This window comes from Candidatus Halobonum tyrrellensis G22, from assembly GCF_000495475.1.
GTDB lineage: Archaea > Halobacteriota > Halobacteria > Halobacteriales > Haloferacaceae > Halobonum > Halobonum tyrrellense.
Window position 1 is genome coordinate 39,730 of sequence record NZ_ASGZ01000060.1, and the last position, 26,392, is coordinate 66,121.

The window sequence follows — 26,392 nt, forward strand, 5'->3', positions numbered from 1 at the left end:
CCCCGGACGCCGTACTCCGGAAATTATCTGTAGTGATTCGCGGAGGCGATAGTATATCCTCCCCCGTCTGGAAGCAGGGTCAATGGCAAGCGGAACGCTACGACGGATCTTACCCGAGCGGGTACGGGGGAGTTACGCGCTCAAGTTCATCGCGGTCATCCTCCTCATCGGGGTCGTGACGGGGACGGTGGGCGCGTACACGTACACGAACGCGAACACGGAAATCCGCGCGGACACCGAGGCGGAACTCACTTCGGCGGCGGAGTCGCAGGCGGGCGAGGTGTCGCGGTGGGTCGACCAGCGCACCCGGACCACGCGGATGATCTCGGAGTACCGGACGATGGGGAGCGGTGACCCCGAACGGGTCGACGAGTTCCTCTCGGCGACGATGATGGAACTCCCGAGCGACGTCACCCACCTCCACTACGTCGACGTGGAGACCAACGAGATCCTCGCGAGCACCGACGACTCGCGGGTCGGTCGAGTCGAGACCGAGGCGGCGTGGACCGACGACGAACGCGAGTTCACCAGCGTGAACTCGGTGTTCCGCTCGGACCAGTTCGTCCACGACGGCGTCTCCACCCTCTCGTTCGTCTCGCCCGTTCCGACCGACAGGGACCGGCTGCTGGTGTTGAGTGCGGACACGGGCGAGATCGCGTCCGCGCTCGGCACACGGGTCGAGGGCGGGTTCACCGACGTGGTCGACGGCGGCGACGGCGAGATCATCATGGACGAGACCGGTCGCGTCAGCGACACCGACTACCCGCTCGGCGCCGACGCGTCCGCGGTGACCGCGGCCCGGTCGGGCGAGGTCGGCGTCGTCGAGATGGAGGCGAACGAGGACCTGCTGAACGAACCGTACCTCGCGGCGTACGCACCCGTCGAGGGCACCGACTGGGCGGTCGTGATGCACGTGCCGAAGTCGTCGGCGTACGCCGTGCTCTCGGACGTGAGCTTCGGGATCCGCACGCTCATCGGCGGGTCGCTGCTCGGGTTGGTGGTGCTCGGCCTGACGATCGGTCGGGGCACCGTCCGGTCGCTCGACGACTTAGAGGCGACGGCGAGCGAGTTGGAGCGGGGGAACCTCGACACCGAGATCGACAGCGACCGGGCCGACGAGATCGGCCGGCTGTACGGCACGTTCGCGAGCATGCGCGACTCGCTCAAGGAGCGGATCGACGAGGCCGAGGCGGCGACCGAACGCGCGGAGCGACAGCGCGAGGAGGCGGCCGAGACGGCGGCCGAACTCGAACGCACGGCGGACGCGTACGGCAGCGTGATGGCGCGGTGTGCGGACGGCGACCTGACCGAGCGGATGGACGCCGACACCGACAACGACGCGATGCGTGAGATCGCGACCGAGTTCAACGGGATGATCGGGGAGTTGGAGGAAACGGTCGTCCGCCTCCAGGAGTTCGCCGACAGCGTCGCCGCGTCGAGCGAGGACGCCTCCGACAGCATCGACGAGGTCCAGACCGCCAGCGAGCAGGTCAGCCGGTCGACCCAGGAGATCGCCGCGGGCGCCGACGAGCAGAACGACGACCTCCGCGAGACCGCAAACGAGATGAGTTCGCTCTCGGCGAGCGTCGAGGAGGTCGCGGCCGCCGCCGACCAGGTCGCGGCGAGTTCCGAGCAGGCGTCGAGCCGCGGCGAGGACGCCCAGGAACACGCCGAGGCGGCCATCTCGAAGATGCGCGAGATCGAGCGTCGCACCGACAGCACCGTCGACGAGGTGGAGTCGCTCGACGAGGAGGTCAAACAGATCGGCGAGATCGTCGGGATGATCACCTCGATCGCCGAGCAGACCAACCTGCTCGCGCTCAACGCGTCGATCGAGGCCGCCCGCGCGGGCGAGGCGGGCGAGGGGTTCGCCGTCGTCGCCGACGAGATCAAGACGCTCGCCGAGGAGGCGGGCCAGGCGACGGCCGAGATCGAGGAGCTGATCGACGGCATCGTCGCCGCGACCGAGGGGACGGCCGACGACATGCGCGCGACCGGCGAGAGCGTCACCGAGGGCGTCGAGACGGTCGAGCGGGCGCTCGACGCGCTCGACGACGTCGTCGCGCGGTTCGACGAGGCCAACGACGGCATCCAGGAGATCAGCAACGGCACCGAAGACCAGGCCGCCTCGACCGAGGAGGTCGTCGGCATGGTCGAAGCGATCGCGAGCGTGAGCGAGCAGACCGCCGCCGAGGCCGAACACGTCTCGGCCGCCTCCGAGGAGCAGACCGCCTCGATCACCGAGGTGACGGCCAGCGTCGACTCGCTCTCTGACCGCGCCGACCGGCTCCACGCGCTCCTCGACGAGTTCGAGGTCGACGCCGCCAACGTGTCGAACGCGACCGCGCCCGGTTCGCCCGGCGCGACGGGAACCGGGACGCCCCCGGCGTCAGCCGACGGCGGGGTCGTGACGCCCGACTCCGGGTCGGACGGCGGCCGGTAACCCCTCCACCGCTCGGCCCCCTCAGCCGTTCCCTTCTCTTCGCCGTCGACCGGCTTCAGGTAGCCGTCGGGTCGTCGTTCGTCGCCCTCGCCCCGCTCGGACCGCCGCCCGGCGCCGTCACTCGCGCGGGTCGCGGTCGGGACCGGGGTAGTCGCCGCCGACCGCCTCGGCGTGGAGGCTCGCGGGGTCGAACACCGCCGCGAAGGCCGCCGGCTCGCGGACGCTCACCGGGAAGCGGTCGGCCAGCCCGGCGCCCGCGCGGGGACCGACCAGCCGGTCGTCGAACGAGAGGACGTGCATCGCGCCGCCGCGGTACGCCGACGCGAGCGCGGGGTGGTCGCCCGTGGGGTGGCTCACCGGCTCGCGTACCGCGTCGACCCGTTCGCGCCAGTCCGCCGCGAGTCCGGCGTCCGCGAGGTCGGCGACCACCGCCGCCGCGTCGTCGACCAGCGGGTCGCTCGCGACCAGCGTGACCCACGAGTGTTCCCGCACCCGGTCGAGCGCGTCGCGCGCGCTCCCCTCACAGAGCACGTCGGCGGCGAGCACGTCCGCGTCCGCGACCACGCGGGCCGGCGACGGCTCCGGGCGGTCGGCGGACCCGGCCGCCTCCTCACTCGTCATCGTCCGCCTCCCGCCGCTCCGAGAGCGCCTCGCGTACGTCCGCCTCCTCGACGCCGTACTCGGCCGCCCGCTCGAACAGCGTGGCCCACGTCTCCATACCCGCCGCACGGCCGCCAGCGGGAAGAGTCGTCCGCGTCGGTCGGGTCGATCGAGTCGGTCCTACCGACACACCGGCGCACCGGCACCGGGCGTACCGGTACGACCCGCGTCGGCCGGCCGTCTGACGACCATTTATGTGACCGACGGCGTAGCCACGGGTAGGACGCGCCGGCAACGCCGTGCGACGCGGACCCCGGCTCGCCGCGCGTCCGGCACACCCCACGTTTCGTTCCCCCGGCCGTTCGCTCCCCCGACCCGCTCGCCCGGCCGACCGGGACGGTTCCCGGTCCCGCGCGGGTCGTTCCCGCGCCCGCGGGGCGTCGACCGCCGTCCGTCGGGCGCCCGGCCGCGCCGCCCGCTCAGCCCAACAGCGCCGTCCGCACCTCGTCCGCGCGGTCCGTCTCGACCAGGAGCGCCAGCCTGTCGGCGGCGTCGACCACCGTCCCCGGCATCGGGATGACGAGTTCCTCCCGCTCGCGGCCGTGAGCGTACACCCGCGCGCCGTCGACCGAGATGTCGTTGACCGACTGGCCGACCACCGGCGCCCCCTCGGGGACGGTGAGCGCGACGAGGTGGAGTCGCTCGGTCAGGTCGCCGATGGCGTTGAAGTTCCCGCCGAGCAGCGCCGTCTTCGCGCCGACCGCACCCAGCCGTTCGGGGTAGACCACCTCGTCGACCGCGCGCTCGTACTCGTCGTACACCTCCGCGCGGAAGTCCTCGGAGATGCGCATCACGGTCCGGCAGCCGTACTCCTTGGCGGCCATGCAGATATCGAAGTTCACGTCCGGGTCGCCCGTCAGCCCGCCGACGGCGTCGGCCCCCTCGACGCCCGCATCCCGGAGCGTGTCGTCGCTGGCGCCGTCGCCCGCGACCACGTCGAACCCCCGGCTCCGGGCGCGTTCGACCCGGTCGGGGTCGTCGTCGACCACGACCACGTCGTGGCCCTCCTCGACCAGCACGCGGGCCGTCCGCGACCCCACCCGTCCGGCTCCGACGACGATGAGACGCATACTCCTCGGTATGACATGACGTACCAAAAAGCTGCGCACGGTCGCAACGCTCCCCCGAGTCGGCCGGACGGGCCGGACGAACCGGACGCGCGACTCGCTCGCGCGGGCCGAGAGCCGCCGCGCGGGGTTTATCGCCGCCGACCGCCTACCGACTCGCATGATGGCGACGACGCACGCTCTCGCGGGCGTGCTGGTCGGGATGGGGGCGCTCGCCGTCGTCCCGGAGGCCGGGCCGGCGGTGCTGCTCGCGGGCGCGCTCGGCGGCGCGGCGCCCGACCTTGACTTGCTGTGGGCACACCGCCGGACGCTCCACTTCCCCGTGGTGTTCGCCGCGTTCGCGGCCGTCGCGGCGGCGCTCGCGTGGGCGGCTCCGGGGACGGCGACCGTCGCGGCGGCGGCGTTCTCGGCCGCGGCCGCGCTCCACGCCGCCTCCGACGCGCTCGGCGGCGGACTCGAACTGCGGCCGTGGGAGGCCACCTCCGACCGCGGGGTGTACGACCACGTCCGGCGCCGGTGGGTCGCCCCGCGGCGGTGGGTCCGCTACGACGGCGCGCCCGAGGACTTCCTGTTGGGGTTGGCGCTCGCGCTCCCGGCGTTCGCGGCGCTCGACGGTCCCGCGCGCTGGGCGGTCGTCGGACTGGTCGGCGTCTCGGGAGTTTACACCGCGGGCCGGAAGGCGATGGTCGACGGCGGCGAGCGACTCGTCCGCCGGCTCCCGCCGCGCCTGCTCCGGCTGATCCCCGAGACGCTGATCGAGGACCTGCGGTAGGGGCGTCCGGCGCGGCGACGGACTAGGACGGCGACACGCCGGTCGGAGAGGAACGGCGACTCGGAACGCGCGGCCCGTCGGCGCGGGTCTCCTCCCGCTCGGCTCCGCGCAGTTTGCGTCGGACCGCCGGACCGACGGGTGTTTTGCCGCCCCGGCCCCTCCGTCCGTCGTGGAGAAACTCTCGGTCGACGCGGCGTTCGACTCGTTCGAGGAGACGTGGGCGCCGCGGCTGGCGGCGGAGCTCAACGGACAGGCGCTCAAACTCGCCCGACTCGACGGCGAGTTCGTCTGGCACGCCCACGACGACGCGGACGAACTGTTCTGGGTGCTCGAGGGCGGCCCGCTCGACGTGGAGTTCCGCGAGGAGGCGACGGAGACGCTCGGTCCCGGCGAGTTGCTGGTGGTACCCGCGGGGATCGAACACCGCCCGGTCGCCCGGTCGCCCGCGAAGGTCGCGCTGTTCGAGCCGTCGGGGACGACCAACACCGGCGACGCGGGCGGCGAGCGGACCCGCGACGTCGAGCGACTGTGATCGGCCGCGCCCCGCGCCCCCCGGTCGCCCGCGCTCGCGCCCGGTGACACCGATGTCTCCTGCCCGGCTAAGTGGCTCGGCGCCCTCCGGTCGGGTATGAGCAGCGACGACGAGCGAGCGCCCGTCACCGCCGACCGACCGGACAGCGCCTTCCACGTCACCGGCACCGACCACGTCACGCTCATCGGGAGCAACGAGGCGGACACGATCGAGTTCTACCGCGACGTGTTGGGGATGTCGCTGGTGTTGCGCCAGCCCAACCTCGACGCCCCCGACGTCACCCACCTGTTCTTCGACACGGGCGACGGCCGAATCTTGACGTTCTTCGTCGAGGACAACCGCGACTCCCACGAGGGTCCCCAGCGGGTCGGCGTCGGCGGCGTCCACCACCTCGCGTTTCAGATCGAGGCCGGCGAGTTGGAGGAGATCAAGGAGTCGCTCCGGGCCGACGGCTACGGGTACAGCGAGTTCGACCGCGGCGCGTTCCACTCGCTGTACACCCGCGACCACAACGGCCTGACGATCGAACTCGTCGTCGACAAGTACGAGATACCCGACGACCGCCGGGGGGAGGTGCTCGCGCTCGCGCAGGCGAAGCGCGTCGACGCGGGCGCGGAGTACGTCGACGACGAGCAGATGCAGGCGGCGCTCGAGGAACTCGGTCTGCCCGCCGAACGCGCGGACGTGCCCGACGCGGCGACCGGAACGGGCATCTCCGAGTGAGGTCGCGGGCGGTCCCGTCGGCGGCATCGGGGAGCGTGGCCCGACGGCGAGCGTACGGCGCCGCTACCGCGCGACAGCCACCCAGTACCTATATGCGCGGCCGCCGTAGCTGTGGCATCGTGCTACCGAAGGGGGACGCGCGAGCGGAGAGCCAGCGGGCGGCGACGAGGTGTCGGAGCCGGAACGACTGGTACGACGAACCGGTAGGGGAGCCGTAGCGATGGCCGACGAGGTGACGGTCAGCATCGACCCGCACGTCCACTCGGAGGGCTCGTACGACGGCCACGAACCCGTCGAACTCCTCCTCGAACAGGCGAGCGAGATCGGTCTCGACGGGATCGTCGTCACCGACCACGACCGGATCGACGAGTCGCTCCGGGCGGCGGAACTGGCCGCCGACTACGGGCTGGTCGGGATCCCCGGCGTCGAGGTGTCGACCGCGGCGGGGCACCTGCTCGCCATCGGGGTCGAGGAGCGCCCCGAACCCCACCGCTCGTTCGCGGAGACGGTCACCGAGGTGCGCGACCTGGGGGGTGCGGCCGTGGTCCCGCACCCGTTCCAGCGGACGCGACACGGCGTTCGGAAGCGCCGGCTCACCGACTGCGACGCGGTCGAGGTGTACAACTCGTGGGTGTTCACGGGCTACCAGAACCGCCGCGCCAAGCGGTTCGCGCGGAACCGCGACTACCCCGGTGTCGCCGCGAGCGACGCCCACTCGGCGATGTTCCTCGGCCGCGCGTACACGGACCTGACGGTCCCGGCCGCCGACTCGAAGGCGACACTCGACGGGAACGACGTGGTCCGCGCGCTCCGGGCGGGGAGCGCGTCGATCCACGGCCGCCGCCAGCCGCTGGTGCGGAGCGCCCGCCACTACCTCGCCGGCGCGGGGCGGAAGGCCGGGTGGGCGGTCCGGCGACACACCCCGACGCTCCGGTGACCCGGTGCCCCGCCGCGGACCGTTCGGCGACCGTTCCGACGACTGCTCCGTCGCCAGCGACCGCGCCGGCGTCTCGTCCGGCCGGCGCGACCGACCGTTCGAGGCGGACCACCCGGCGAACCCCGACGGGTGCGGACTCGGACTCCGGGTCGGAATCCGGCGCGTGACCGCGCGCGAGACGTGCGACCCCGCAGTGGTCACCTGAACCGGTGGAACGGGCGGCGGCCGACCCTCCTCGCCGGCGGTTCGCCCGGAACGGCGAAACCGCCGCAGAAACGCTCGTAAATGTTTTCGCGGTCTCTGAAACGTTCGTGAAACGTCACTCTACGTCGGTTCACACGGGTTTCGCGGGCAAATTCGACCGAACACCCGCCAACGAATTGCACCTTATACGGTGTCGTGGCCTGTACGGAGGAGTGGAGCCAGTCACGATGTCCACGTCCGAAACACCCCTCCCGACCCGCCTCGTGTCGTCCACGAGCCAGACCGTCCCCATCGTCCGTCACGCGATCGGCGGAATCGCCTCCGGCTTCACCGCCTCCGTGCGGGCGACGGCGTTCTGGGTCGCGGCCCTCCTCCCGCTGAGCTACCTCCCGCTCCTGGCGACGGGGTTCGCCGGCGAACACGCCCTCGCCTTCCTCGGACTGCTCGCGGTGAACGCGGTCGGGATCGCGGTCGGGAGCGGACACCGGACGGACTGACGTCGCTGGCTTCCTCGCAGGGCTCACTCGGGTTCCCACCGGTCCCCGCGCGGGACCGTGTCTCCACGTTTCGTCCGGGTCGCGCGTCGTTTTTCCGTCACGCCACACCGGGAGCCGCAGCTCCACGTCGTACTCCGTTCGGGGAGACGGGTCACCGGCTCGTGGGACCCGTCACGTCGCTACGAAACTTCGGGGGCTCTCGGTAGGTTCGCCGCCGAACCCGAGTGGTGCGGGGAGTCGACCGAGGATCGGCACGGTTCCGGACGATCATATATCTCGGCGGGTGGTCCCGGGACGATTATCAACTCACGAATGAGTTTTCTGGAAGAGGTGAAGGACGCCGCCGCCCGGTTCGCGGACGAGCCGTACGTCGAACGCGACGACGACCGGGTGGTCTCGCCCCCGGTCGACCGGGAGACGGTGGGTGCGAATGCCTGACGGGCGAGCACCCTCGGACGACGACGACCCCGGCAGCGCCGCCGGCGACGCTCCCGGCGCGAACGGCACCGGTATCCGCCCGGCGGACGCCGACGGCGGCCGGGAGTACCGCAAGACGGTCGAGGGGGCGCTCGCGCGCCTGCGGAAGTACTACGGCGAGGAGGGGTCCGAGGGAGCCGTCACCGAGGAGTAGTCCACCCGGACGGTCCGTTCATCGGGATGGGCCGAACACGACGAGAGCGATCAGTCCCGTCGTTGGACGACATCCGAGTGAACGAGCGCTCCGAGGATACCCGAGAACCCGAGGACGACACCGTGGAGTCGCAGGTTGGAGACTTCGCGTTTCTCCGAGTCAGCGTGCACGTAGTATCCGACGGTCGGTCAAAATACGAGTAGGTACAGGCCGACCCGAACCAGCGGACCGTTGGACGCTGTCGAGAGGCTCATCTCGTTCTCGCCTCGTCGATACGGGGAACCAGACTCTACCGCCGTCTCCTCTGTGGGCTATCAGTGATGTGGTTGTGGGGAAACTGAACGAACACGAGTTCACCGATGCTCGTCTATCCACCGGCACCACTCGTGGAAGTCGTTCGCCCCGCTTGCTCCGCGATGCTCTGGAGCGATCCCACACGAACGCGGTCGTGAAGTGGGACGGTGACAGTACGCTTTTCGCCGGTTTGGGGGTGCGTGTACTTCGGAATCACGTGGTCGCCCCGCGTCCGGTCGTGTCGATAGCCGAACGTCCGAAGGACGTTGACGATATCCTCACCGAAAAGTCGCGTAAGACCACCTACGAGGACTCGAACCACGGCGCGTCCGGTTCCGGAGCGGGAGTGTCGTCGTCCTGCGCTTCCTCGGTCAGCTCGACCGCTTCATCGAGGTTGGCGAGTGCCTCGCGCCGCGTCGCCCCCTGACTCGCGACTTCCGTTTCTTCGTCGATGGCCGACTACTAGCCGTCGTCTTCCTCGATGAGTCGGATTTCGCGCCCGGTACTCATACGAACAACCCGTGCGGATTCCGGGATAAGGGTTCGGTCGCGATCGGTGAGGGTCACACCGACGACGACCGAGGGCTAAATCCGACGAATCCTCCTCCCGTCTCTCGTCGCACCGAGGTCGGGCTATCACATTCCTGACTACCCTTCGCCCACCCTCCACGAGTATGAATTAGTAACGTCCGTAGTGTCTCTGACGGGATACATTCCGGCCGACTTTGGGTCTATCCCACCGCTGTCTGCGAGTTAATGTGTTCGTACAAGGCGCGTACGGCAGAAAGAGCCTAGGCCGGGATTTGAACCCGGGCTCTCGTCCTTACCAAGGACGCGCTTTACCGCTAAGCTACCCAGGCGCGTACCCCTGCTTTGCCCGATTCGTCTTTAGGCGTTTCGATCCGAATCTCCCGTGGCAAAACGCGCCACGGCGCGCCTGCGCCGCCCATCCGCTCCATTCCCCGGGAACCCACCACCCCGAGTACCAGTCGAGATATTTTGACGACTAGGTATTTACCACGTCTAACCCGATAACTGTCGATGACGAACGCCCAGCAGCAGTGGCAGTTGTACGTCGAGGGGAACGCGCTCGTGGCGGACTTCCCGGCGGGCATGGACCTCGACGACGAGACGTTCGCGGCGGTCAACGAGCGGTTCGAGGAGTTGGCGAACCGGCCCGCCGTCGACACGCACGTGTCGGTGCTCCGCATGGAGTCGCCGCTCCACAGCGACGTGTTCTCGCGGGCGCAGGAGGCGGCGCACGTCGGCAGCGAGTTCGGGATCACACAGTGGATCATCGTCTCCGACGACATCAAGAACCGCGCGCTGCGTAGCCGCATCGACGAGGTGCCCGGCGTGACGATCGAACTCGCGCGCGACCAGGACGAGGCGCTAGAACTCGCACAGTAGTCCACTCCGGCGACGCGACCGGCTTCCGACCCACGTGTCCGTCGAAGCTCACGAGTCAGCCGACGAGGCGACCCGCTCCTCCGCGAGCGCCGCGATCCGGTCGGCCGTGGAGTCGGGGAGCGCGCGCTCGGGCGGCATCGGGTCGTCGCCGTCGCGGGCGAGGTCGGCGGCGTACGTGAGCAGTTCCGCGGGCGCGAGCGCGCCCACGGCGGCCGTCCCGGTGACGACGGCGAGCTCCAGTACGTCGGCTTCGAGGTTGCGGTCGAGCGCCGCCCCCTCGCCGTCGTCGGCGTCGCGCCGGAGCGTCTGGTCGCGCCCGAACGCGCGGACCGTGTCGACGGCTTTCTCGGCGGCGCCGGTGCGCGCGAGCAGGTAGAACCCCCGCGCGACGAACACGTCCGCCGCGAGCACGTCGAGGTCGGCGTCGATGTCCCCCGCGGCGTCGAGGTCGACCCCGCTCCACGGCTCCTCGCGTGCCAGCCCGCGCGTGAGACGGAGGCCCTCGTAGATGAGTTGGACGCCCGCGGCGTGTTCGCCGATAGCGTCGACGCCGGTCTCCGGGTCGAGCGCTCGGGCGCTCACGAGCGTCAACACGCCCGGCGTCATCTCGGCGTCGACCAGCCGGTCGGTCAACGCCCCCCGGAGGCGGGTCGGTTCGATGTCGGCGAGCGCCTCGCCGGCTGCCTCCCGGACCCGCTCGGCGTCGTCCATCGGTTTTCCCTAGCCTCGGCTCCGGCAAAGGCCTTTGGTATCGGTCGCGCTTCCGCCCCACGCCGCCGCCCGTCGGCGCTCCCGTACGGGGGCTACAGTCGCAACTCGTCGGGCGCCGGCGGGAACGCGCGCTTGTGTTTCGACACGTCGTACAGCTGCTCGACGCGTTCGACCTGGTCTTCGGTCACGTCGACGTACCGGGTGGTCGCGGCCGTCGACAGCGGCCCCTCGACGTGGAGCGCGAGCACCGCGTCGAGCGTGTCGTAGTCCATCCCCAACTCCTCCTCGTCGGTCTGGCCGGTCCACATCTCCGCCGACGGCGTCTTCATCACCAGGTCGTGGGGGACGCCCATCCGTTTCGCGAGCTGGCGAACCTGCTGTTTGTAGAGGTTGCCGAGCGGGAGACAGTCGACCGCGCCGTCGCCGTACTTGGTGAAGTACCCCGTCGCCGCCTCGCTGTAGTTGCCCGTCCCGAGCACGAGTAGCGACTCGGCGTTGGCGACGAAGTAGTTGAGCACCGCCCGCACCCGCACGCGGACGTTGCTCGCGGCCATGTGCTCGTCGGCGGCTCCCGGGAGCGCGTCGTAGAAGGACTCCGCGATGGGTTCGATCTCGACCACGTCGTACTCGATGCCGAGGTCCTCGGCGACGCGTTCGGCGTCGCTCATGTTCTCGTCCGTGTTGACCTTCCCGGGCATCACCAGCCCGTGGACCGAGTCGGCGCCGAGCGCCTCGACCGCGAGGTACGCGACCGTCGTCGAGTCGATGCCGCCCGAGAGACCGAGCACCGCGCCGTCCGCCCCGGCGGCGTCGACCTGCGACGCGACGAACTCGACGAGGTGTTCGCGCGTCGCCTCCAACTCCGACCCCGACAGCCGGAGGTCGAGCGGCGGCTCCTCGCTCAGCAGGACCGACTCGTCCGACTCGCCCGTCTCGCTCGTTTCGCTCATCGTCGGCGGGTTCGGCGCCGACGGACTAATAGCCACCCTCCGCCGGGGGAACGGTGACCGCGCGTCCAGTTCGACGCCGGCGCCGGGGACCGATTAGTTGAAGTGTCGCGACGGGGAACGACCGAGCGCCGTTGATCCGCCGAGCGACCGAAGGGAGCGCCGTTGGTCCAGTGGTAGGACATTAGCTTCCCAAGCTAATAGCCCGGGTTCAATTCCCGGACGGCGCACTCCTGCGACGACCGGTACCGACGAGCGGCGCCGCCGAATCCGGTCGGGCGCGTTACGGCCGGACGAGCGGTGCGTCGGGTGACCGGCGCGTCGGGCGACCGGTGAACACGGTATGTATCCGGGTCTTAGATACCACTCCCTTGCCCCTGAGTTAAACGCGAACAGATCCGATCCGTTCCTAGACTCGTGAGTCAGTTCGAAATCAACGCGTACGACGATACGGCCGACGCGGTGCGCGTCGTCGACCGCTACTCGGAACTCTCCAGCGCGGTCGAGGCGGTCGAACGCGAGACGACCGACGACCACCTGGGGTGGAGTTTCACGTCCACGTCGCTCCGACTCGTCGACGCGGTGCGGGCCGACGACGCGGTCACCGTCTACGTCATCACGCCCGTCGGGACCGACGAAGGGGGGTAGCGTTGCGGCCCCGCTTCCCTCCCCGTCTCGTTCCCTCCCCGCGTCGGCCGCCGCGGGCGCGGCACCGACCCGTTTAAGGTTCGACGCCCGTCCCTCCGGGTATGTTTCCGCTCCAGTCCCCGCTCGACGCGGCGGTCGGACTCCTCGTCCGCCTGCTCCTCCTGGTCGTCCCGTTCGTCGTCGTGTTCGGTGGCGCCCGCCTCCTGCTCCCCCGACTGTTCGAACGCCTCGCTGAGGCGGGCAACTGGTCGGCCAACGGCGAGTCGGTCCTGCTCGCGTTCGCGCTCGGGACGGCGGCGACGCTCGGCGCACTCGTCGGGGTGATGCTCGCCGCTTTCGAGTTCCTGCGGGTCGGTTCGCTCGTGCTCACGCTCGGCGGCGTCGTCACCGGCGTCGCCGTCGAGCGCCGCCGCCGGCCGCGCGCGCCCCCGCGGACGGAACTGCTGGCGGTCGTCGCGGGCCTGCTCGCGGTCGGTGTCGTCTCGTTCGCCGCGCCGAGCCACTTGCTCCAGTCCGTCGGCGTGTTCCTCGCGGCCGGCACGTTCGGCGGACTGGCGCGCGCGGCGGTCGTCTCGGTCGTCTCGCGCGAACCGCTCGCGACGCGCGTCGACGACTGACGCGCTCGTCCGGTCGCTCCCGCCGGTCGCCGCCCGTCTCCGCGTCTCCGTGCGTCGTCTTCCTCTCCGCGCGTCGTCTCCCTCGCCCGGGTCGTCCCTACCCGCCCGTCGTCGCTACTCGGCTCCGGCTCCGCCCCCCTCCAGCCACGCCGACGGGTCGCGGTCCAGATACGTCCGGAGCTGTGCCGTCGCGCTCGCGTCGTACCGGAGGACGCGCCGCCACCACGGTCCCGCCCCGGAGTCGTTCGAGAGGTCGGTCACCAGCCGGTTCGCCTCCACGCCCGCCTCGGGGGTCGACAGCGGCACCGCGCGGTCGAACAGCCGCGAGCCGTCGGTGCCGCGGACCAACACCGCGGCGTCGAACGTCTCCCGGCGGAGGTGCGCGTTCGACCCGAACCGCTCGCGCTCCTCGGCGGCGAGGCGGCGGTACGCGTCGCCGGTCACCGCCTCCGCCACCTCGAACGCGCCGATCAGGAACGCGCCCCACTCCGGGGGGAGCCAGTCGGCCGCGTCGGCGTCACCGTCCGCGCGGACGCTCAGCGTCGCGTAGAACAGCAGGATGTCGCCGGGGTCGAGCCGCGAGAGCGGGCCGGCCTTCACGCCGTTGGGGTCGCCGTAGGTGTAGCGCTCGGCGCCGTGAACCCCGGCGAACTCCGGGTCGCGGTGGACCGGCAGGTCGACCGCGTCGTCGGGGACGTACTCGCCGAGGCCGAGGTCGGCGTACGTCGCCGCGGGTTCGCGGGTGGGCTCCCGTTCGGGGATCGGGACGTAGACGAACGAGCCGTCGCCGTACACCGGCCCCCGGCGGCCGGGGAGGTTCGTGTTCGCGGCGACGTTGATGGCGACGGCTCGGGGCACGCTCGACCGTGAGGCCCCGACCGGCAAAACTCCACCCGGTGTGGGGGTACACCGGCGGCTGTTCGGGACGCCGTTTCGACGACGACACCGATGCGGGACGCGACTCGGAGCGGTTCAGGAAGCTACCGCCGGACGAGCGGTCGGCCCGGGGCCGAGAGGGGAACGCTACGCCTCTGGGCCCTGCTGTCCGCGCGCTCCGAGAGCGAGCGCGCGCCTGCGGGGGAGCCTCCGACTCCGGGATGTACTCCGTCGCGTCACTCCCTTCTCTGCGCTTGGTCCAGAGCGCGCCGTCGCGTGCCGCGGCCTCACCGCTTCGCTCTACTCGGCCCCGCGCTAATCGTCGGCTTCGCGCGCGCCCGGCGGCGCGACGTCGCGCTGGAACTCGTCGAACACGTCGACGTCGTCCGGGACCGAACGCTCCAGTTTCCGCTCGGCCGCGCGGTTGGTCAGCCGGTCCTCGACGGGGTCGGCCACGTCCTCCCACCCCGGCTTCACCTTCACGCTCTTGGCGGGCGACCCGACCGCGATGTGGTGGTCGGGCACGTCGCCCTGGACGACGCTCTTGGCGCCGACGACGCTGTTCTTCCCGACGCGCATCCCGGCGCGGACCATCGTGTCGTACGTGACCCGCGCGTCGTCGTCGATGACCGTGTGGTAGTTCTCGACGGCGGTCTGGTCGACGACGTCGTGGTCGTGGCTGAACACGTGCGCGGCGTCGGAGATGGACACCCGGTCGCCTACCGTCAGTTTTCCCCGGTCGTCGAGGTGGACGTCGTCGTGGACGACCACGTTGTCGCCCATCTCGATGTTGTGCCCGTAGGTGAACGTGATGCCCTTGAACAGCCGGAGACCGTCGCCCGCCTCCGCGAACAGGTGGTTCGCGAGCATCTGGCGGAACCGCAGCGCGAACGCGATGTTGTCGGCCATCGGCGTCGCGTCGAACTGCCGCCAGAGCCACTGGAGGTGTTTCGACCGGGTGAACGTCTCCTCGTCCTTCTCGGCGTAGTACTCCGACTCCAGCGTGGCGTTACACGGGTCGTACCCCTGGAGCCGAACCCGCTCGGCGGGCGTCACGTCGCCGCCCGCTCGCCACCGCTCGTACGCGTCACGGTCGCCGAACAGGTCCACGAGCGTGTCGCGGACCACCTCGCAGGTGTCCTCCGCGCCGGAGAGTCGTTCGTCCACCTGCTCGATGAAGGCCGTGACCCCCTCCTCCGCCTCCGCCGGGAGGGACACGTGACGCTTGGTCATGCCGACGGGTTGGCCGGGCGCGGCCAAATGGGTTCGGATGGGCGAACGTCTCCGCCCGGTCGAACGCGTCGACCGACCGCGGCCGGTCCCATCTCGGAGGCGCGGTCTCACACCCCGGTGACGACCGACCGGACCGCTCCGGCGACGACGCGCCCGGCGCCGGGGGTCCGACGGCGGGTCGGCCGCCGGCGTCGCGGACTCCCGCGCGGTGGGACGGACCGCGTCCCATAAGTTCACGGGGTCCCGACCCCGGGACATGCAGTACCGCGAACTCGGTGATTCCGGCGTCGAGGTGAGCGAGGTGGCCTTCGGCGCGTGGGTCGTCGGCACCGACTGGTGGGGCGACCGGAGCGACGAGGAGTCCGTCGAGATGGTGGAGTACGCGCTCGACCAGGGGGTCACGTTCTTCGACACGGGCGACGTGTACGGCCACGGGCGCTCGGAGGAGTTGATCGGCGAGGCGCTCGCCGAACACCGCGACGAGGTCACCGTGGCCACCAAGGTGGGCTACGACTTCTACGACAACCCGCAGGCGGGTCACGGCGAACTCCCGAAGGACCTCTCGCCGGCGTACCTCCGCGACGCCGTCGAGAATAGCCTCGATCGCCTCGACATGGAGTACGTCGACGTGCTGTACCTCCACAACGCGAACGTCGACGAGGTGACCGACGAGGTGCTCGAAACGCTCTACGAGATGCGCGACGACGGGCTGTACGACGCGCTCGGGTGGGCAGTCGGCCCGTCCATCGGCTGGCTCGCCGAGGGTGACCGCGCGGTCCAACTCGACTTCGACGTGGTCCAGACCGTGTTCAACCTGCTCGAACAGGCGCCCGGCCAGCACTTCATCGACACCGTCCGTCAGGAGGGGAGCGACACCAGCCTCGTCGCGCGCGTCCCCCACTCGTCGGGGCTGCTCAACGAGCAGGTCACTCCCGACACCGAACTCGGTGAGGGCGACCACCGCTCGCACCGCCCCCAGCAGTGGTTCGAGACGGGCTGGGAGAAGGTCGACGCGCTCCGATTCCTCGAACGCGACGGCGCGAGAACGATGGGTCAGGCGACCATCCAGTGGCTGCTCAGTCACGACGAGGTGGCGTCGGTCACGCCCACGTTCCGCACCCGCGACGACGTCGACGAGTGGGCGGCCGCGCCCGACACGCCGCGGCTGAGCGACGAGGAGGTCGACCGCGTCGAGGAGCTGTACGCCGAGAACTTCGGCGTCGACCGCGACGACGGGATGAACCCCGAGGACTACCGGAGTTCGGTCGGCGACGACGACCTCCGCGCGGCGGGCGTCCTGCCGCGCGAGGAGCCGGCGGACTGAGCGTGGGGACCGACGCCCGAACCCGGCCGGATTCGACGGCCGAGTCGAGTCGCCCCCGACGGCTCGCCCGCGCGTTCCTCGCGGCGACGCTCGCCGTCCACGCGACCCTCGCGGCCGCCGTCTACATCGACGCGCGCGACCGCGACCCGTCCGGGCCAGCGTGGGCGGCCGCGACGCTCGCGACCGGACTCGTCGGCGTCGTCGGTTACCTGCGCCGGCGCTGACCGGCGGGTCGCGACGTGGCCGGTGCGGCGCCCCGCCGGCCGCCCGCGCCGCGGTCCCGCTCTCACTCGGCGTCGGGACAGGTCGGGTCGGTGTCGACCACGAACCGCGCGCCGTCGCCGCAGTCGCTGGCGGAGACGCGCCAGCCGTGCGCCTCCGCGATGTCGCGGACGATGGCCAGCCCGAACCCGGTGCCGTCGTCGGCGGTGGTGTACCCCCGCGAGAACACCTCCTCGCGCGTCTCCGTCGGGATGCCGGGACCGTCGTCTTCGACGTAGAACCCGTCGGCCGTCGATCCCACCGTCACCGTCACGCCCTCGCCCGCGTGGTCGACGGCGTTGCGGAACAGGTTCTCCAGCAGTTCCCGCAGCCGCGACTCGTCGGCGTCGACGGTGCCGAGGTCGTCGGCGGTGCGGAGGGTCGCGTCGGCGTCGCCGTCGATACCGTCCCACGTTGCGCGCGCGAGCGGCCCGAGTTCGACCGGTTCGGTGCTGCCGACCGACCGGCCGTTCCGCGCGAGCGCGAGCAGGTCGTCGATGAGCGCCTCCATCCGGTCGTGCGCCTCCGCCACTTGGTCGAGGTGGGGGCTGTCGTCGCCGTCCCGGCGGGCGAGTTCGAGCCGCCCCTCCGCGACGTTGAGCGGGTTGCGGAGGTCGTGGCTCACGACCGAGGCGAACTCCTCGAGCCGCTCGTTCTGCCTGGCGAGTTCCCGCTCGCGGGCGCGCAACAGTTCCTCCTGTTTCGCCCGGTCGAGCGCCGCCTCGACGTTGTCCGCGAGCACGCGCGCCAGCCGGATGTCCGACTCGCTGAACGCGTCGGGGTCGGGCGCGCCCGCGACGAAGACGCCGTGGTCGCCGAGCGGGAGGACCATCTGGCTCCTGACCGGCGCCCCGGGGTCGACGTCGTCCTCGCGGTGGACGTCGTCGTACACCTCCACCTCGTCCGCCCGGAACGCCCGCCAGCCGAGACTCCCCGAACCCATGTCGGGCACGTCGCCGCCGAACAGCTCCCGGGCCTCGGCGGTCACGCTCACGGGGACCAGCCGGTCGCCGCCGGACGCGAGGAGGTACACCGCGTTCCGAGATAGCCCCAACACCTCGTGGGCGGTGTCGGTCGTCACCGCGGCGACCGAGGCGGTGTCGGTGGTCATGAGTTCGCGCGTCGCCTCGTGGAGGCGGTCGAGCCGGCGTTCGCGCTCCAGCCGGTCGAGCGCGCTCGCGGCGTTGTCGGCGAGACGTTCGAGCAGTTCGACCGACTCGTCGTCCAGCGGGCGGTGCTCGGCCCCGCCCGCGATGAGCACGCCGTACCCTTCGACGGGGACGATGACGCCCGACCAGACGTCGTCGTCGCTCCCCGCGCGGTCGTCGCCGTCGACGCGGAACGTCCGACCGTTCCGGTAGACGGTCTCCACCAGCCCGCCGTGCGGGTAGGTGGGCGCCTCGCCGAACCGGTCGCGGACGGCGGCGGTTGCCGCGACCGGGGTGAGCCCCTCGCCGTCCTCGTGGAGGTACGCTCCCACCAGGGGGAGCCCGAGGACGTCCTCCGCGGTGTCGACCGCCACCCAGCACAGCTCCTCCCGCGTCGAGGCCCGCATCAGCTCGCGGGTCGCCCCGTACAGCGACCGGAGGCAACCGGCGTCTGTCTGGGCGGCGTTGCCGGTGTCCATCAGATCACCGTTAATCGACGATGTGGGATAAAGGTCGCTACTCGCCACTCACGAGTGATAGCTCGAAACTAACGAAGGCGTAAGCAAACGGACGCACGAGGGACCAACGACGTTCCTACGTCGACCCGCTCACGCGAGGAAGACGTGCCGCGGGCGGTCCGCCAGCCGTTCCCGGCCGGCCGACACCGTCTCGCGGAACGCGTCCGACCGGAAGAACTCCATGGCGTCCTCCTGTGAGGCCCACTGGCTCGCGATGAACATGTCGTTGTCGTCCTCGCGGTTCACCATCAGGTCCGTCTCGTAGTGGCCGTCCATCCCGGCGAGCATCTCGCCCACCGCGTCGAACTGCTCGACGAACCACTCGCGGTGGCCGGGTTTCACCGTGTAGAACATCCCCATCGTCCCGAACCCGGAGTCCTCCTCGGACCGTTCGACCACGCCGGGCAGTTCCGAGAGGAACCCCGCGGCGGTCTCGGCGGCACTCGCGGTGTCCCAGACGCTCACGACCGCCGAGCGGTCGGCGTCGTGACCCTCGTACACCGCCGTCTTGACGTGCGTGCCGTAGTGTTCGAAGTTGCCCCGCAGTCCCTCCACCTCCTCGAACAGGTCGTCGGGGTCCGCCTCCGAGTACAGCGTCGTCGCGTACACGTCCTCCCCGTGGGGCGTGCCCGCGTAGATGTCGAGGTCCTCCAGTTCCGCGCGGATGCTCTCCTCGTCGGCGCCGTCGGTGTCGTCGGCGTCGTCGGCGTCGGTCGACCCGCGTTCGCCGTCGCCGGGGTGGCCCGCGCCGCCCCCGGTCTCCCCTTCGCCGTGGGGATGGTCGCCCGTGTCGCCGCCCTCCTCGCCGTGGGGGTGGTCGCCGTGCGGCGACGTGGCGTGCGGCGACACCTCGTCGTGTTCGCTCGTCGGCACCGGGTCGCCGTCGAGGTACGCCCGCAGGTCCGACGGCGGGAACCGACGGCCGACGTAGAACGACCCGAACTCGCCGTACTTCGAGGTGGCCTCGTCGAACCGCATGTCGTAGACGAGGTCCTTGATGTCCGTCGGGTCGGAGCCGAACAGGGTGACGCCCCACTCGTGGTCGTCGAACCCGACCGACGAGGCGATGACCTGCTTGATCCGGCCGGCGTACTCGCGGCCCACGTCGCCGTGGCCCGACATCAGTTCCGCCCGCTCGTCGAAGCTCAGGTCGTACCAGTTGTGCTCCTCGCCGCGGCGCTTGCTCATCGGGTAGAACGCGACGTACTCGTCGTCGGGGATGTCGGGCTTCAGTTTCCCCTCGATGTAGCGGCGCAGCCCCTCGTCTATCTCGTCTTCGTTCCCCTCGAAGTAGTCGTCGGAGACGTACCCCGACACCTCGGTCACGGAGACGTACGACGTGGGCTGGTCGGTGAACCCCGCGAGCGCCGTCGACTCGAAGCGCCGCTCGGCCGCAGATAGCGCGTCGAGCGTCGGCCGGAAGTGGACGACGAGCAGGTCGGCCTTGTGTCCCAAAACGGAGAACACGGCCGAGGCGCCCGCCTCGGCGTCGTCGACGCGCTCGTGGCGTTCGAGGTAGTCGACCCCCTCCTCGACGGCGGCCGTGCGCGCGCGTTCGGGCGCGTCGCGCCACGCGTCCCAGTCGACAGTTCGGAAGTCGTGGAGGGCGAACCAGCCCTCGTCCGTCTCGGGTGCGTCCGGCATACCCGCGGGTTGGGACGCGGGCGGTATGCCTGTTTTCCTTCGCGCGCGACGCCCACCGGACGGGCACGACTACCCGCCGCGGGCGCCCGCCCGCGGCGACCCGAACCCCGCCCCCGGCCGGGTCGGCCGTCCCGACGCCGGACCCGAACCCCTTTGTCCACGCGCGAATTCCGTTCGGGTGAATGAGTCCGCTGTTGTGGGTCCTCCTGGGGGTGGTCGCCTACTCGGTCGTCGCGATGGGGCTGCAGGCGCGGGGGTACCTGCCGAACGCCGTCCGGGTCCAGGGGCCGCTCACCACGATCCACACCACGTACGGTCGGAAGCTCCTCGACCGGCTCTCGCGCCCGAAGCGGTTCTGGCGCGCGTGGAGCAACCTCGGGGTGGGGGTCGCACTCGTCGTCATGTTCGGGATGTTCTTCTTCCTCGTACAGGCGGCCGTCGCCACGGTCCGGAACCCCACCGTGACGCAGGCGAACCAGCCGTCGAACTTCCTCGTCATCCCGGGCGTCAACGACTTCCTCCCGCTCGAAGTCGCACCCGAAATCGTCCTCGGCCTCCTGATCGCGCTCGTCGTCCACGAGGGGGGCCACGGCCTGCTGTGTCGGGTCGAGGACATCGAGATCGACTCGCTCGGCGTCGTGTTGCTCGCGGTGATCCCCGTCGGGGCGTTCGTCGAACCGGACGAGGAGAGCCAGCGACGCGCCGACCGCGGCGCGCGGACCCGGATGTTCGCCGCGGGCGTGACGAACAACTTCCTCGTCACGGCCGTCGCGTTCGCGTTGCTGTTCGGCCCGGTCGCCGGCGCGCTCACCCCCGCGGCGGGGGTCGCCGTCGGCGGCACCTACCAGGGCGCGCCCGCCGCCGATGCGGGCGTCTCAGGCGGCGACCGGATCACCGCGGTCGGGGGCGTCGCCGTCCCGAACGAGTCGGCGCTGAACGCGGCGCTGGCGAACGCGAGCGATCCCGCCGTCGAGGTGGAACTGAACGGCGAGGAGCGTATCACCGTCGACCGGCGCGTCGTCGCGGTGGGGAGCGTCGGGGGCAACCCCGCCAACCTCACGGTCGACCCCGACGACGACCCCATCCGGATCGCCGCGGTCAACGGCACCGAGGTGCGGACGATGAGCGCGTTCCGCGACGCCGCCCGCGACCACGAGTTCGCCCGTCTCGACACCAGCGAGGGCGTCCGGACGCTCCCGCTCGGCGCGTACGCCACCGTCCAAGACGACGGCGCGTTCGACGCGGCGAGCGACGACGCGCTCGCGAACGAATCCGTGGTCGTCACCGAAATCGCCGGCCGGCGGGTGCTCGACTTCACCGACCTCGGCGCCGTCGTCGACGCGTACGGACCCGGCGACGCCGTGACCGTCCGCGCGTACGTCGACGGCGAGTTCCGCGAGTACGACGTCGAACTCGGCGCCGACGAGTCGACCGCCGCCGAGGACGACGCGCTCCTCGGCGTCTTCGGCACGCAGGGGGTCTCCGGGCTGGTCGTCGACGACTTCGGCGTCCAGGTGTACCCGGCGAGCGCGTACCTCACGCTCCTCGGCGGGGGCGACGGCACGCCGCCGGGCAACTTCGGCGGTCTCGCGGGGTCGTTCCTCGGGTTGGCGTACATCGCGCTGCTGTTGCCGCTCGCGGGCGCGACGGGCTTTCTCCCGTACAACTTCGCGGGCTTCTACGGCGAGTTCACCAACTTCTACGACGTGACCGGCCCGCTCGGCGCGTTCGGGGAGACGCCGGTGTTCGTCGCCGCGAACGTGTTGTTCTGGACCGCGTGGATCAACGTCCAACTGGGCATCTTCAACTGCATCCCCGGCTACCCGCTCGACGGCGGCCGGATCCTCCGGATGGTCGCGGAGGGTATCGTCTCACGGCTCCCCGTCTCCGACCGACAGACGCTCGTCCGCACCATCACCGTCTCCGTCGGGCTGACGATGCTGGGCGCGCTGCTGGTCGTGATGTTCGCGCCGCAGGTGCTCGCGGGCTGAGGTCGTCGCAGTCGGCGTCCGCGCCGGGCGGACCGGCCCCGCCGGACCCGGACGTTCGACTCGGCTCAGTTCGCGGGACCGTCCGCGACCGCCTCCGCGCCCTCGACCGACTCCGCGGAGTTCGCCGTCTCGTCGTCGGCCGCGTTCTCCGGCTGGTCCGGCTCCGCCGTCTCGCCGTCGGCCCCGTCCGGTCCGCCCGGGATGTCGGTGTCGCTGTCGGCGTGGCCCATCCGTGCGAGGAACTCCTCGGGCGTGTCGGGGATGCGCTCGAACGTGCCGAAGTCGCGCTCGTGGTGGCGGATCATCTGTTCCGCGATCCACGCCGAGTAGTCGGCGTCGAACCGCCAGCCGTCGGCGGGCGCGTCGACCGTGAACCGGTCGTCGGTGGCGAACGCGACGTAGACGTGGTAGAACCCGAGGATGACGTCCGCGAACTCGCGGGCCTTCCCGCCCGTGTCGACGCGCTTCTCCGCGAGGTGGTCGTGACCCGCCTCGGTGAGTTCGAAGTACTTCCGGTCGGGTTCGTCCGCGCGTTCGATCCGTTCGGCCCACCCCTCGTCTTCGAACTTGTAGAGGATGGGGTAGACCGACCCGTACGACGGCTCCCAGTGGCCGCCGCTGATCTCGGTTATCTCCTTGAGGATCTCGTAGCCGTACCGGGGTTTCTCCTCGAGGAGTTCGAGCACGAGATACGAGATGAGGCCTCGCGGCGGGCCGCTCTTCCGCATTGTCCCCGTATTCGAGGTTCACAGCCTAAGGGTTTCGGTATCGACACCTCGCTCGACTGACTGGTCGGTCGCCGGACCACCGCTCGTTCGTCTCCCGGCTCTCGACGGACCCCGCCGCAGGCGGCTCAGCCTTCGCGCCGCAGCCGCCGGACGACGAAGTCGCGTTCGAGTTCGCCGAGGAACTCGCCGAGCCGCGGTCCCTGCGTCTCGTCGAAGAACAGCCGGTAGCCCGCCTCGAACAGCGCCGACACCTCCACGTCCCGCCGGCGGGCCGTCTCGTACACCTCCCCTTGGATCGCCTCGCCGTCGTGGCCCTCGGCGACGAACCCCGCGAGGTCGTCGAGCGCCGTCCGGGTCGCGTCGTCGAACTCGTGGGCGGGCAGGTCGGTCTGGAGGCGGTAGTTGTACTCGTTGTCGAACCGCTCGGCCCAGCGGCGGGCGCGTTCGACCCGCCCGAGCGCGTCCTCTATCGCCCACTCGGGCGTGGTCTCGTCGAAGTGGCCCTCGTCTCGCGCCATCTTGACGCGGAACTCGCGGTCGTCGACCATCCCGAGCACCGCGGCGAACGTGTACGGGAGGCGGACGCGGTCCGCGCGCGGTTCGTCGACCACGAACGGGTACGCCCGCTCGGCGAGCGGACCAAGCGTCTCGTCGGTGTCCTCGCCGAAGTAGAGCCGCTCGAACCGGTCGAACTCGTCGACCAACTGGTCGACCCGCTCGACGTCGAAGTCCTTCGCCTTCTTGGGGTTGCGGACGAAGAAGTAGCGGAGCACCTCGGGTTCGATCAGGTCGAGCACCTCCCGGACGGTCACGACGTTCCCCTCCGACGACGAGAGCGCCTCGCCGTTGAGCGTGAACCACTCGTACACCATCGGCACCGGCGGGTCGACGCCGAACACGTTGCGCGCGACGTCGTCGCCGCTGGGCCACGACCCCTCGGCGTGGTCCTTCCCGAACGGCTCGAAGTCGACGCCGAGCGCGTCCCACTGTGCGGGCCACTCGAACCGCCACGGGAGCTTCCCCTCCCGGAACGTCGCGGTGCCCTCGTGGCCGCAGCCCTCGATGTGCCGCCCGCCGGCGTCGAGACCCGAACACCGGTAGTCGACGGTGTGGGCGTCGACGTTGACGCCGGTGACGTCTTGGGTCAACATTCCACACTCCGAACACTGCGGCATGAACGGGACGTACGACTCGTCGACACCCGCCTGGTACCCCGAGAGCACCTCCCGCGCCGTATCCGCGTTCCGCAGGACGTGTTCGACCGCGTCGTCGAACGTGCCGTCGGCGTACAGGTCGGTGTTCGACAGCATCTCGATCGGGACGCCCACCAGTTCGGCCGACTCGCGCAACAGCGCCGCGAAGTGGTGGCCGTAGGAGGGGTGGCCGTCGCCGAACGGGTCGGGGATGTCCGTGTACGGCTTGCCGAGGTTCTCGCCGAGCGCGCTCGCGTCGATGTCGCCCAGCCCCACGAGGTTCCAGTCGGCGTCCGCGAGCGTCCGGGGGAGCTTCCTGAGCGCGTCGCGGTCGTCGCTGGTGAACACCTGCCGCACCGCGTGGCCCCGTTCGCGGAGCACCTCCGCGACGAAGTAGCCCCGGAGGATCTCGTTGAAGTGGCCCAGGTGGGGGATGCCCGACGGCGAGACACCACCCTTGATCACGACCGGGTCGTCGGGGTCGCGCGCCTCTATCTCGTCGGCCACCTCGTCCGCCCAGAACGCGTGGTACTCCCCGTCGCCGCCGTCGCCGCCGCGGCCGACCGCGTGCGGGTCGATCGTGCCGGCGTCCGCGTCCGTCTCCGCGTCCGCGTCCGCCCCGTCGGCACCCCCCGACGCGTCGTCGGCGTCGCCCGGCGCGTCGTCGCTGTCGTCCGCGCTCATCGCTGCGCCCAGTAGGTCGGCCGGTCGCCGCCCTCGGGGACGACGTCCGTCCCGGTGTGCTCGCCCCGGAGTACCGCGCCCTCGATGGCGTCGGGGTCGCTCCCGTCGAGGACGACGGTGCGCATGCCCGCCCGCTCGATCAGTTTCGCCGCCACCAGGTCGACCGGCGCGGACGTGCCCGCGTCGCGACTCATCGGGACGATCACCTCGACGAGCTCCGTCGGCGTCAGTTCGTCGAACTTGACGGCGTCGTCCGACTCGTTCGGGTCGGCGTCGTAGATGCCGTCCGCGTTGGTGGCGTACACCAGCAGGTCGGCGTCGATGTACTCCGCGAGCGCCGCCGCCACCGCGTCGGTGGTCTGGCCGGGCATCACCCCGCCCATCACGGAGATGTCCCCCCGGCGGATCGCGTCGCCCGCCTCGTCGTAGTCGTGGGCTGGCGTCGGGTCGACCCCGGCGCCGAGCGCGGCGACGAGCAGCCGGGCGTTGATCCGCGTCACGTCGATCCCGATCTGGTCGAGCTGTACCTCGTTGGCGCCGAGCTGGCGGGCGGCACCGATGTACTCGCGGGCGACGCCCCCGCCGCCGACGACGGCGCCGAGCGAACAGCCCTCCCCCGCCAACCGCTCGATGACGGCGGCGTGCCGCGCCACCCGGTCCGGGTCGAGTTCGGGCGCGAGCACGCTGCCGCCGAGCGACAGGACGACTCTCATTACGCACGGGTAGCTCGGATTCGGTCTTAAGGCTCCCGAACCCCGGTCGGGAGACGACGACGCGCCGACCGGACGGGGCGGCCGTCCCCGGTGCCGAAGGCCTATGTCCGTCCGCCTCCCTCGCCCGACCATGCAGGCTCTCAGCGTGGTCGGACCCGGGACCGGGCCCCTGCTCGACCCGCTCGCGGCCCGCCTCGACGGCCGCGTCGCGACCGTCCGGCGCGACGAGTCGGCGGCGCCCGACACGGCGGCGGGACCGGCCGACGCGGCGTTCGACCTCTCGCCCGACGGCGGCTGGCGCGCGAGCGGCACGGACGACTCGTTCGACGCGCTCCTCGACCGACTCGCCCCCGAGTACGACTACGCGCTCGTCGCGGGCTTCTCGCGGCTCCGACTGCCGACGGTCGTCGTCGGCGACCGCGAGGTGGCCGGCGACGTGCTCGAACGAGTCGACGACGCGGCCGAACTCGACGCCGACGCGCTCGCGGCCCGCCTCGACGACGCGGAGCCGCACGTCACGCTCGAAACCCTGGTCGACCGGGTGACGGCGTCGCCCGAAGCCGACCGGGCGGGCGCTATCGCCACGTTCACGGGTCGCGTCCGCGCGAAGGACTCCCCCGACGACGACCGGACGACCCACCTCGCGTTCGAGAAGTACGAGGGGGTCGCCGCCGACCGGATGGCGCGCATCGAACGCGAGTTGACCGACCGCGAGGGGGTCTTGGAGGTGGAGATGGCCCACCGCGTGGGCATCGTCCCCGACGGCGAGGACATCGTCTTCGTGGTGGTCCTCGCCGGTCACCGCCGGGAGGCGTTCCGCGCCGTCGAAGACGGCATCGACCGCCTCAAGGCAGAGGTACCCATCTTCAAGAAGGAGACGACGACCGACGAGGAGTTCTGGGTCCACGACCGCGCGTGAGCACTCCCGGCACCCCACTCGGCCGGATCTGGAGGCAATAATAACCTGTACCACGCGCGTCGGCCCT

General features: G+C 71.0%; 28 protein-coding genes and 2 tRNA genes. 16 read left to right on the forward strand and 14 right to left on the reverse strand.

Annotation, left to right across the window (positions count from 1 at the left end; all coding sequences use genetic code 11):
• The first annotated feature begins 82 nt into the window (after positions 1-82).
• Positions 83-2,443 carry a methyl-accepting chemotaxis protein gene (locus K933_RS14360; RefSeq protein WP_023395471.1) on the forward strand — a complete coding sequence of 787 codons (2,361 nt, stop codon included), beginning with the start codon at positions 83-85 and terminating at the stop codon, positions 2,441-2,443.
• 117 nt (positions 2,444-2,560) lie between these two features.
• Here the strand turns inward: K933_RS14360 and K933_RS14365 are convergent, their stop codons facing one another.
• Complete coding sequence (locus K933_RS14365; protein WP_023395472.1) at positions 2,561-3,064, reverse strand: DUF7384 family protein; 504 nt, start codon at positions 3,062-3,064, stop codon at positions 2,561-2,563.
• A 458-nt stretch (positions 3,065-3,522) separates the two neighbouring features.
• Positions 3,523-4,173: a potassium channel family protein gene (locus tag K933_RS14370; protein WP_023395473.1), complete on the reverse strand. Its 651-nt coding sequence runs from the start codon at positions 4,171-4,173 to the stop codon at positions 3,523-3,525.
• A gap of 157 nt (positions 4,174-4,330) precedes the next feature.
• Here K933_RS14370 and K933_RS14375 point away from each other — a divergent pair, with 157 nt between their 5' ends.
• From K933_RS14375 to K933_RS14405, 7 genes are all read left to right on the forward strand, one after another.
• On the forward strand, positions 4,331-4,942 hold the full coding sequence (locus tag K933_RS14375) for a hypothetical protein (RefSeq protein ID WP_023395474.1): 612 nt from the start codon (positions 4,331-4,333) through the stop codon (positions 4,940-4,942).
• A 169-nt stretch (positions 4,943-5,111) separates the two neighbouring features.
• Positions 5,112-5,474 carry a cupin domain-containing protein gene (locus K933_RS14380; RefSeq protein ID WP_023395475.1) on the forward strand — a complete coding sequence of 121 codons (363 nt, stop codon included), beginning with the start codon at positions 5,112-5,114 and terminating at the stop codon, positions 5,472-5,474.
• Positions 5,475-5,570: 96 nt separating this feature from the next.
• Complete coding sequence (locus tag K933_RS14385; protein WP_023395476.1) at positions 5,571-6,197, forward strand: VOC family protein; 627 nt, start codon at positions 5,571-5,573, stop codon at positions 6,195-6,197.
• A gap of 220 nt (positions 6,198-6,417) precedes the next feature.
• Positions 6,418-7,134 (forward strand): CehA/McbA family metallohydrolase, encoded by a 717-nt coding sequence (locus tag K933_RS14390; protein ID WP_023395477.1) that lies wholly within the window; start codon positions 6,418-6,420, stop codon positions 7,132-7,134.
• A gap of 431 nt (positions 7,135-7,565) precedes the next feature.
• Positions 7,566-7,835 (forward strand): hypothetical protein, encoded by a 270-nt coding sequence (locus K933_RS14400; protein ID WP_152529841.1) that lies wholly within the window; start codon positions 7,566-7,568, stop codon positions 7,833-7,835.
• A 312-nt stretch (positions 7,836-8,147) separates the two neighbouring features.
• Positions 8,148-8,273, forward strand: coding sequence for a hypothetical protein (locus K933_RS19265; protein WP_268744631.1), 126 nt, complete (start codon positions 8,148-8,150; stop codon positions 8,271-8,273).
• Positions 8,266-8,466 (forward strand): hypothetical protein, encoded by a 201-nt coding sequence (locus K933_RS14405; protein ID WP_023395480.1) that lies wholly within the window; start codon positions 8,266-8,268, stop codon positions 8,464-8,466. The genes K933_RS19265 and K933_RS14405 overlap by 8 nt, the downstream gene beginning before the upstream one ends.
• A 367-nt stretch (positions 8,467-8,833) precedes the next feature.
• On the opposite strand, the gene K933_RS17535 is transcribed toward K933_RS14405, so the two are convergent.
• From K933_RS17535 to K933_RS14415, 3 genes are all read right to left on the reverse strand, one after another.
• Positions 8,834-9,082: a type II toxin-antitoxin system HicA family toxin gene (locus K933_RS17535; protein ID WP_023395481.1), complete on the reverse strand. Its 249-nt coding sequence runs from the start codon at positions 9,080-9,082 to the stop codon at positions 8,834-8,836.
• Positions 9,064-9,213 carry a type II toxin-antitoxin system HicB family antitoxin gene (locus tag K933_RS19570; RefSeq protein WP_345775620.1) on the reverse strand — a complete coding sequence of 50 codons (150 nt, stop codon included), beginning with the start codon at positions 9,211-9,213 and terminating at the stop codon, positions 9,064-9,066. The genes K933_RS17535 and K933_RS19570 overlap by 19 nt, the downstream gene beginning before the upstream one ends.
• A gap of 335 nt (positions 9,214-9,548) precedes the next feature.
• A tRNA-Thr gene (locus K933_RS14415) sits at positions 9,549-9,620 on the reverse strand.
• Between the two features lie 181 nt (positions 9,621-9,801).
• On the opposite strand from K933_RS14415, the gene K933_RS14420 reads away from it, so the two are divergent.
• Positions 9,802-10,170, forward strand: coding sequence for a hypothetical protein (locus K933_RS14420; RefSeq protein WP_049947896.1), 369 nt, complete (start codon positions 9,802-9,804; stop codon positions 10,168-10,170).
• A gap of 48 nt (positions 10,171-10,218) precedes the next feature.
• On the opposite strand, the gene K933_RS14425 is transcribed toward K933_RS14420, so the two are convergent.
• Positions 10,219-10,881: a DUF7114 family protein gene (locus tag K933_RS14425; protein ID WP_023395483.1), complete on the reverse strand. Its 663-nt coding sequence runs from the start codon at positions 10,879-10,881 to the stop codon at positions 10,219-10,221.
• 92 nt (positions 10,882-10,973) lie between these two features.
• Positions 10,974-11,831: an NAD+ synthase gene (locus K933_RS14430; protein ID WP_023395484.1), complete on the reverse strand. Its 858-nt coding sequence runs from the start codon at positions 11,829-11,831 to the stop codon at positions 10,974-10,976.
• 156 nt (positions 11,832-11,987) lie between these two features.
• Here K933_RS14430 and K933_RS14435 point away from each other — a divergent pair.
• From K933_RS14435 to K933_RS14445, 3 genes are all read left to right on the forward strand, one after another.
• Positions 11,988-12,058: transfer RNA gene (locus tag K933_RS14435), tRNA-Gly, on the forward strand.
• A 187-nt stretch (positions 12,059-12,245) separates the two neighbouring features.
• Positions 12,246-12,476: a hypothetical protein gene (locus K933_RS14440; protein WP_023395485.1), complete on the forward strand. Its 231-nt coding sequence runs from the start codon at positions 12,246-12,248 to the stop codon at positions 12,474-12,476.
• A 101-nt stretch (positions 12,477-12,577) separates the two neighbouring features.
• The gene (locus tag K933_RS14445; protein ID WP_023395486.1) at positions 12,578-13,093 is read left to right on the forward strand and encodes a hypothetical protein; all 516 of its coding nucleotides are present in this window, start codon (positions 12,578-12,580) and stop codon (positions 13,091-13,093) included.
• 114 nt (positions 13,094-13,207) lie between these two features.
• On the opposite strand, the gene K933_RS14450 is transcribed toward K933_RS14445, so the two are convergent.
• Entirely contained in the window at positions 13,208-13,951 is a 744-nt protein-coding gene (locus K933_RS14450; RefSeq protein ID WP_023395487.1) for an Nmad3 family putative nucleotide modification protein, read from the reverse strand.
• 333 nt (positions 13,952-14,284) lie between these two features.
• A complete protein-coding gene (locus K933_RS14455; RefSeq protein ID WP_023395488.1) occupies positions 14,285-15,202 on the reverse strand; it encodes an acyltransferase in 918 nt (305 codons plus the stop codon).
• A 256-nt stretch (positions 15,203-15,458) separates the two neighbouring features.
• On the opposite strand from K933_RS14455, the gene K933_RS14460 reads away from it, so the two are divergent.
• Together K933_RS14460 and K933_RS14465 are read left to right on the forward strand one after the other, a co-directional pair.
• Positions 15,459-16,526 (forward strand): aldo/keto reductase, encoded by a 1,068-nt coding sequence (locus tag K933_RS14460; RefSeq protein WP_023395489.1) that lies wholly within the window; start codon positions 15,459-15,461, stop codon positions 16,524-16,526.
• A 2-nt stretch (positions 16,527-16,528) separates the two neighbouring features.
• Positions 16,529-16,750 (forward strand): hypothetical protein, encoded by a 222-nt coding sequence (locus K933_RS14465; RefSeq protein WP_023395490.1) that lies wholly within the window; start codon positions 16,529-16,531, stop codon positions 16,748-16,750.
• 62 nt (positions 16,751-16,812) lie between these two features.
• On the opposite strand, the gene K933_RS14470 is transcribed toward K933_RS14465, so the two are convergent.
• Together K933_RS14470 and K933_RS14475 are read right to left on the reverse strand one after the other, a co-directional pair.
• A complete protein-coding gene (locus tag K933_RS14470; protein WP_023395491.1) occupies positions 16,813-18,414 on the reverse strand; it encodes a sensor histidine kinase in 1,602 nt (533 codons plus the stop codon).
• A 129-nt stretch (positions 18,415-18,543) separates the two neighbouring features.
• Positions 18,544-20,097 (reverse strand): heme-binding protein, encoded by a 1,554-nt coding sequence (locus K933_RS14475; protein WP_023395492.1) that lies wholly within the window; start codon positions 20,095-20,097, stop codon positions 18,544-18,546.
• 182 nt (positions 20,098-20,279) lie between these two features.
• On the opposite strand from K933_RS14475, the gene K933_RS14480 reads away from it, so the two are divergent.
• The gene (locus K933_RS14480; protein ID WP_023395493.1) at positions 20,280-22,088 is read left to right on the forward strand and encodes a site-2 protease family protein; all 1,809 of its coding nucleotides are present in this window, start codon (positions 20,280-20,282) and stop codon (positions 22,086-22,088) included.
• 65 nt (positions 22,089-22,153) lie between these two features.
• On the opposite strand, the gene K933_RS14485 is transcribed toward K933_RS14480, so the two are convergent.
• The 3 genes from K933_RS14485 to pyrH all read right to left on the reverse strand — a co-directional run bounded on the left by K933_RS14485 (position 22,154) and on the right by pyrH (position 25,406).
• Positions 22,154-22,816 (reverse strand): PadR family transcriptional regulator, encoded by a 663-nt coding sequence (locus K933_RS14485; protein WP_023395494.1) that lies wholly within the window; start codon positions 22,814-22,816, stop codon positions 22,154-22,156.
• A 125-nt stretch (positions 22,817-22,941) separates the two neighbouring features.
• Positions 22,942-24,693, reverse strand: coding sequence for a lysine--tRNA ligase (gene lysS, locus K933_RS14490; protein WP_023395495.1), 1,752 nt, complete (start codon positions 24,691-24,693; stop codon positions 22,942-22,944).
• A complete protein-coding gene (gene pyrH, locus K933_RS14495) occupies positions 24,690-25,406 on the reverse strand; it encodes a UMP kinase (protein ID WP_023395496.1) in 717 nt (238 codons plus the stop codon). Before pyrH ends, lysS begins: the two co-directional genes overlap by 4 nt.
• Positions 25,407-25,536: 130 nt before the next feature.
• Here pyrH and K933_RS14500 point away from each other — a divergent pair, with 130 nt between their 5' ends.
• Positions 25,537-26,325 (forward strand): molybdopterin synthase, encoded by a 789-nt coding sequence (locus tag K933_RS14500; RefSeq protein WP_023395497.1) that lies wholly within the window; start codon positions 25,537-25,539, stop codon positions 26,323-26,325.
• Positions 26,326-26,392: the final 67 nt, after the last annotated feature.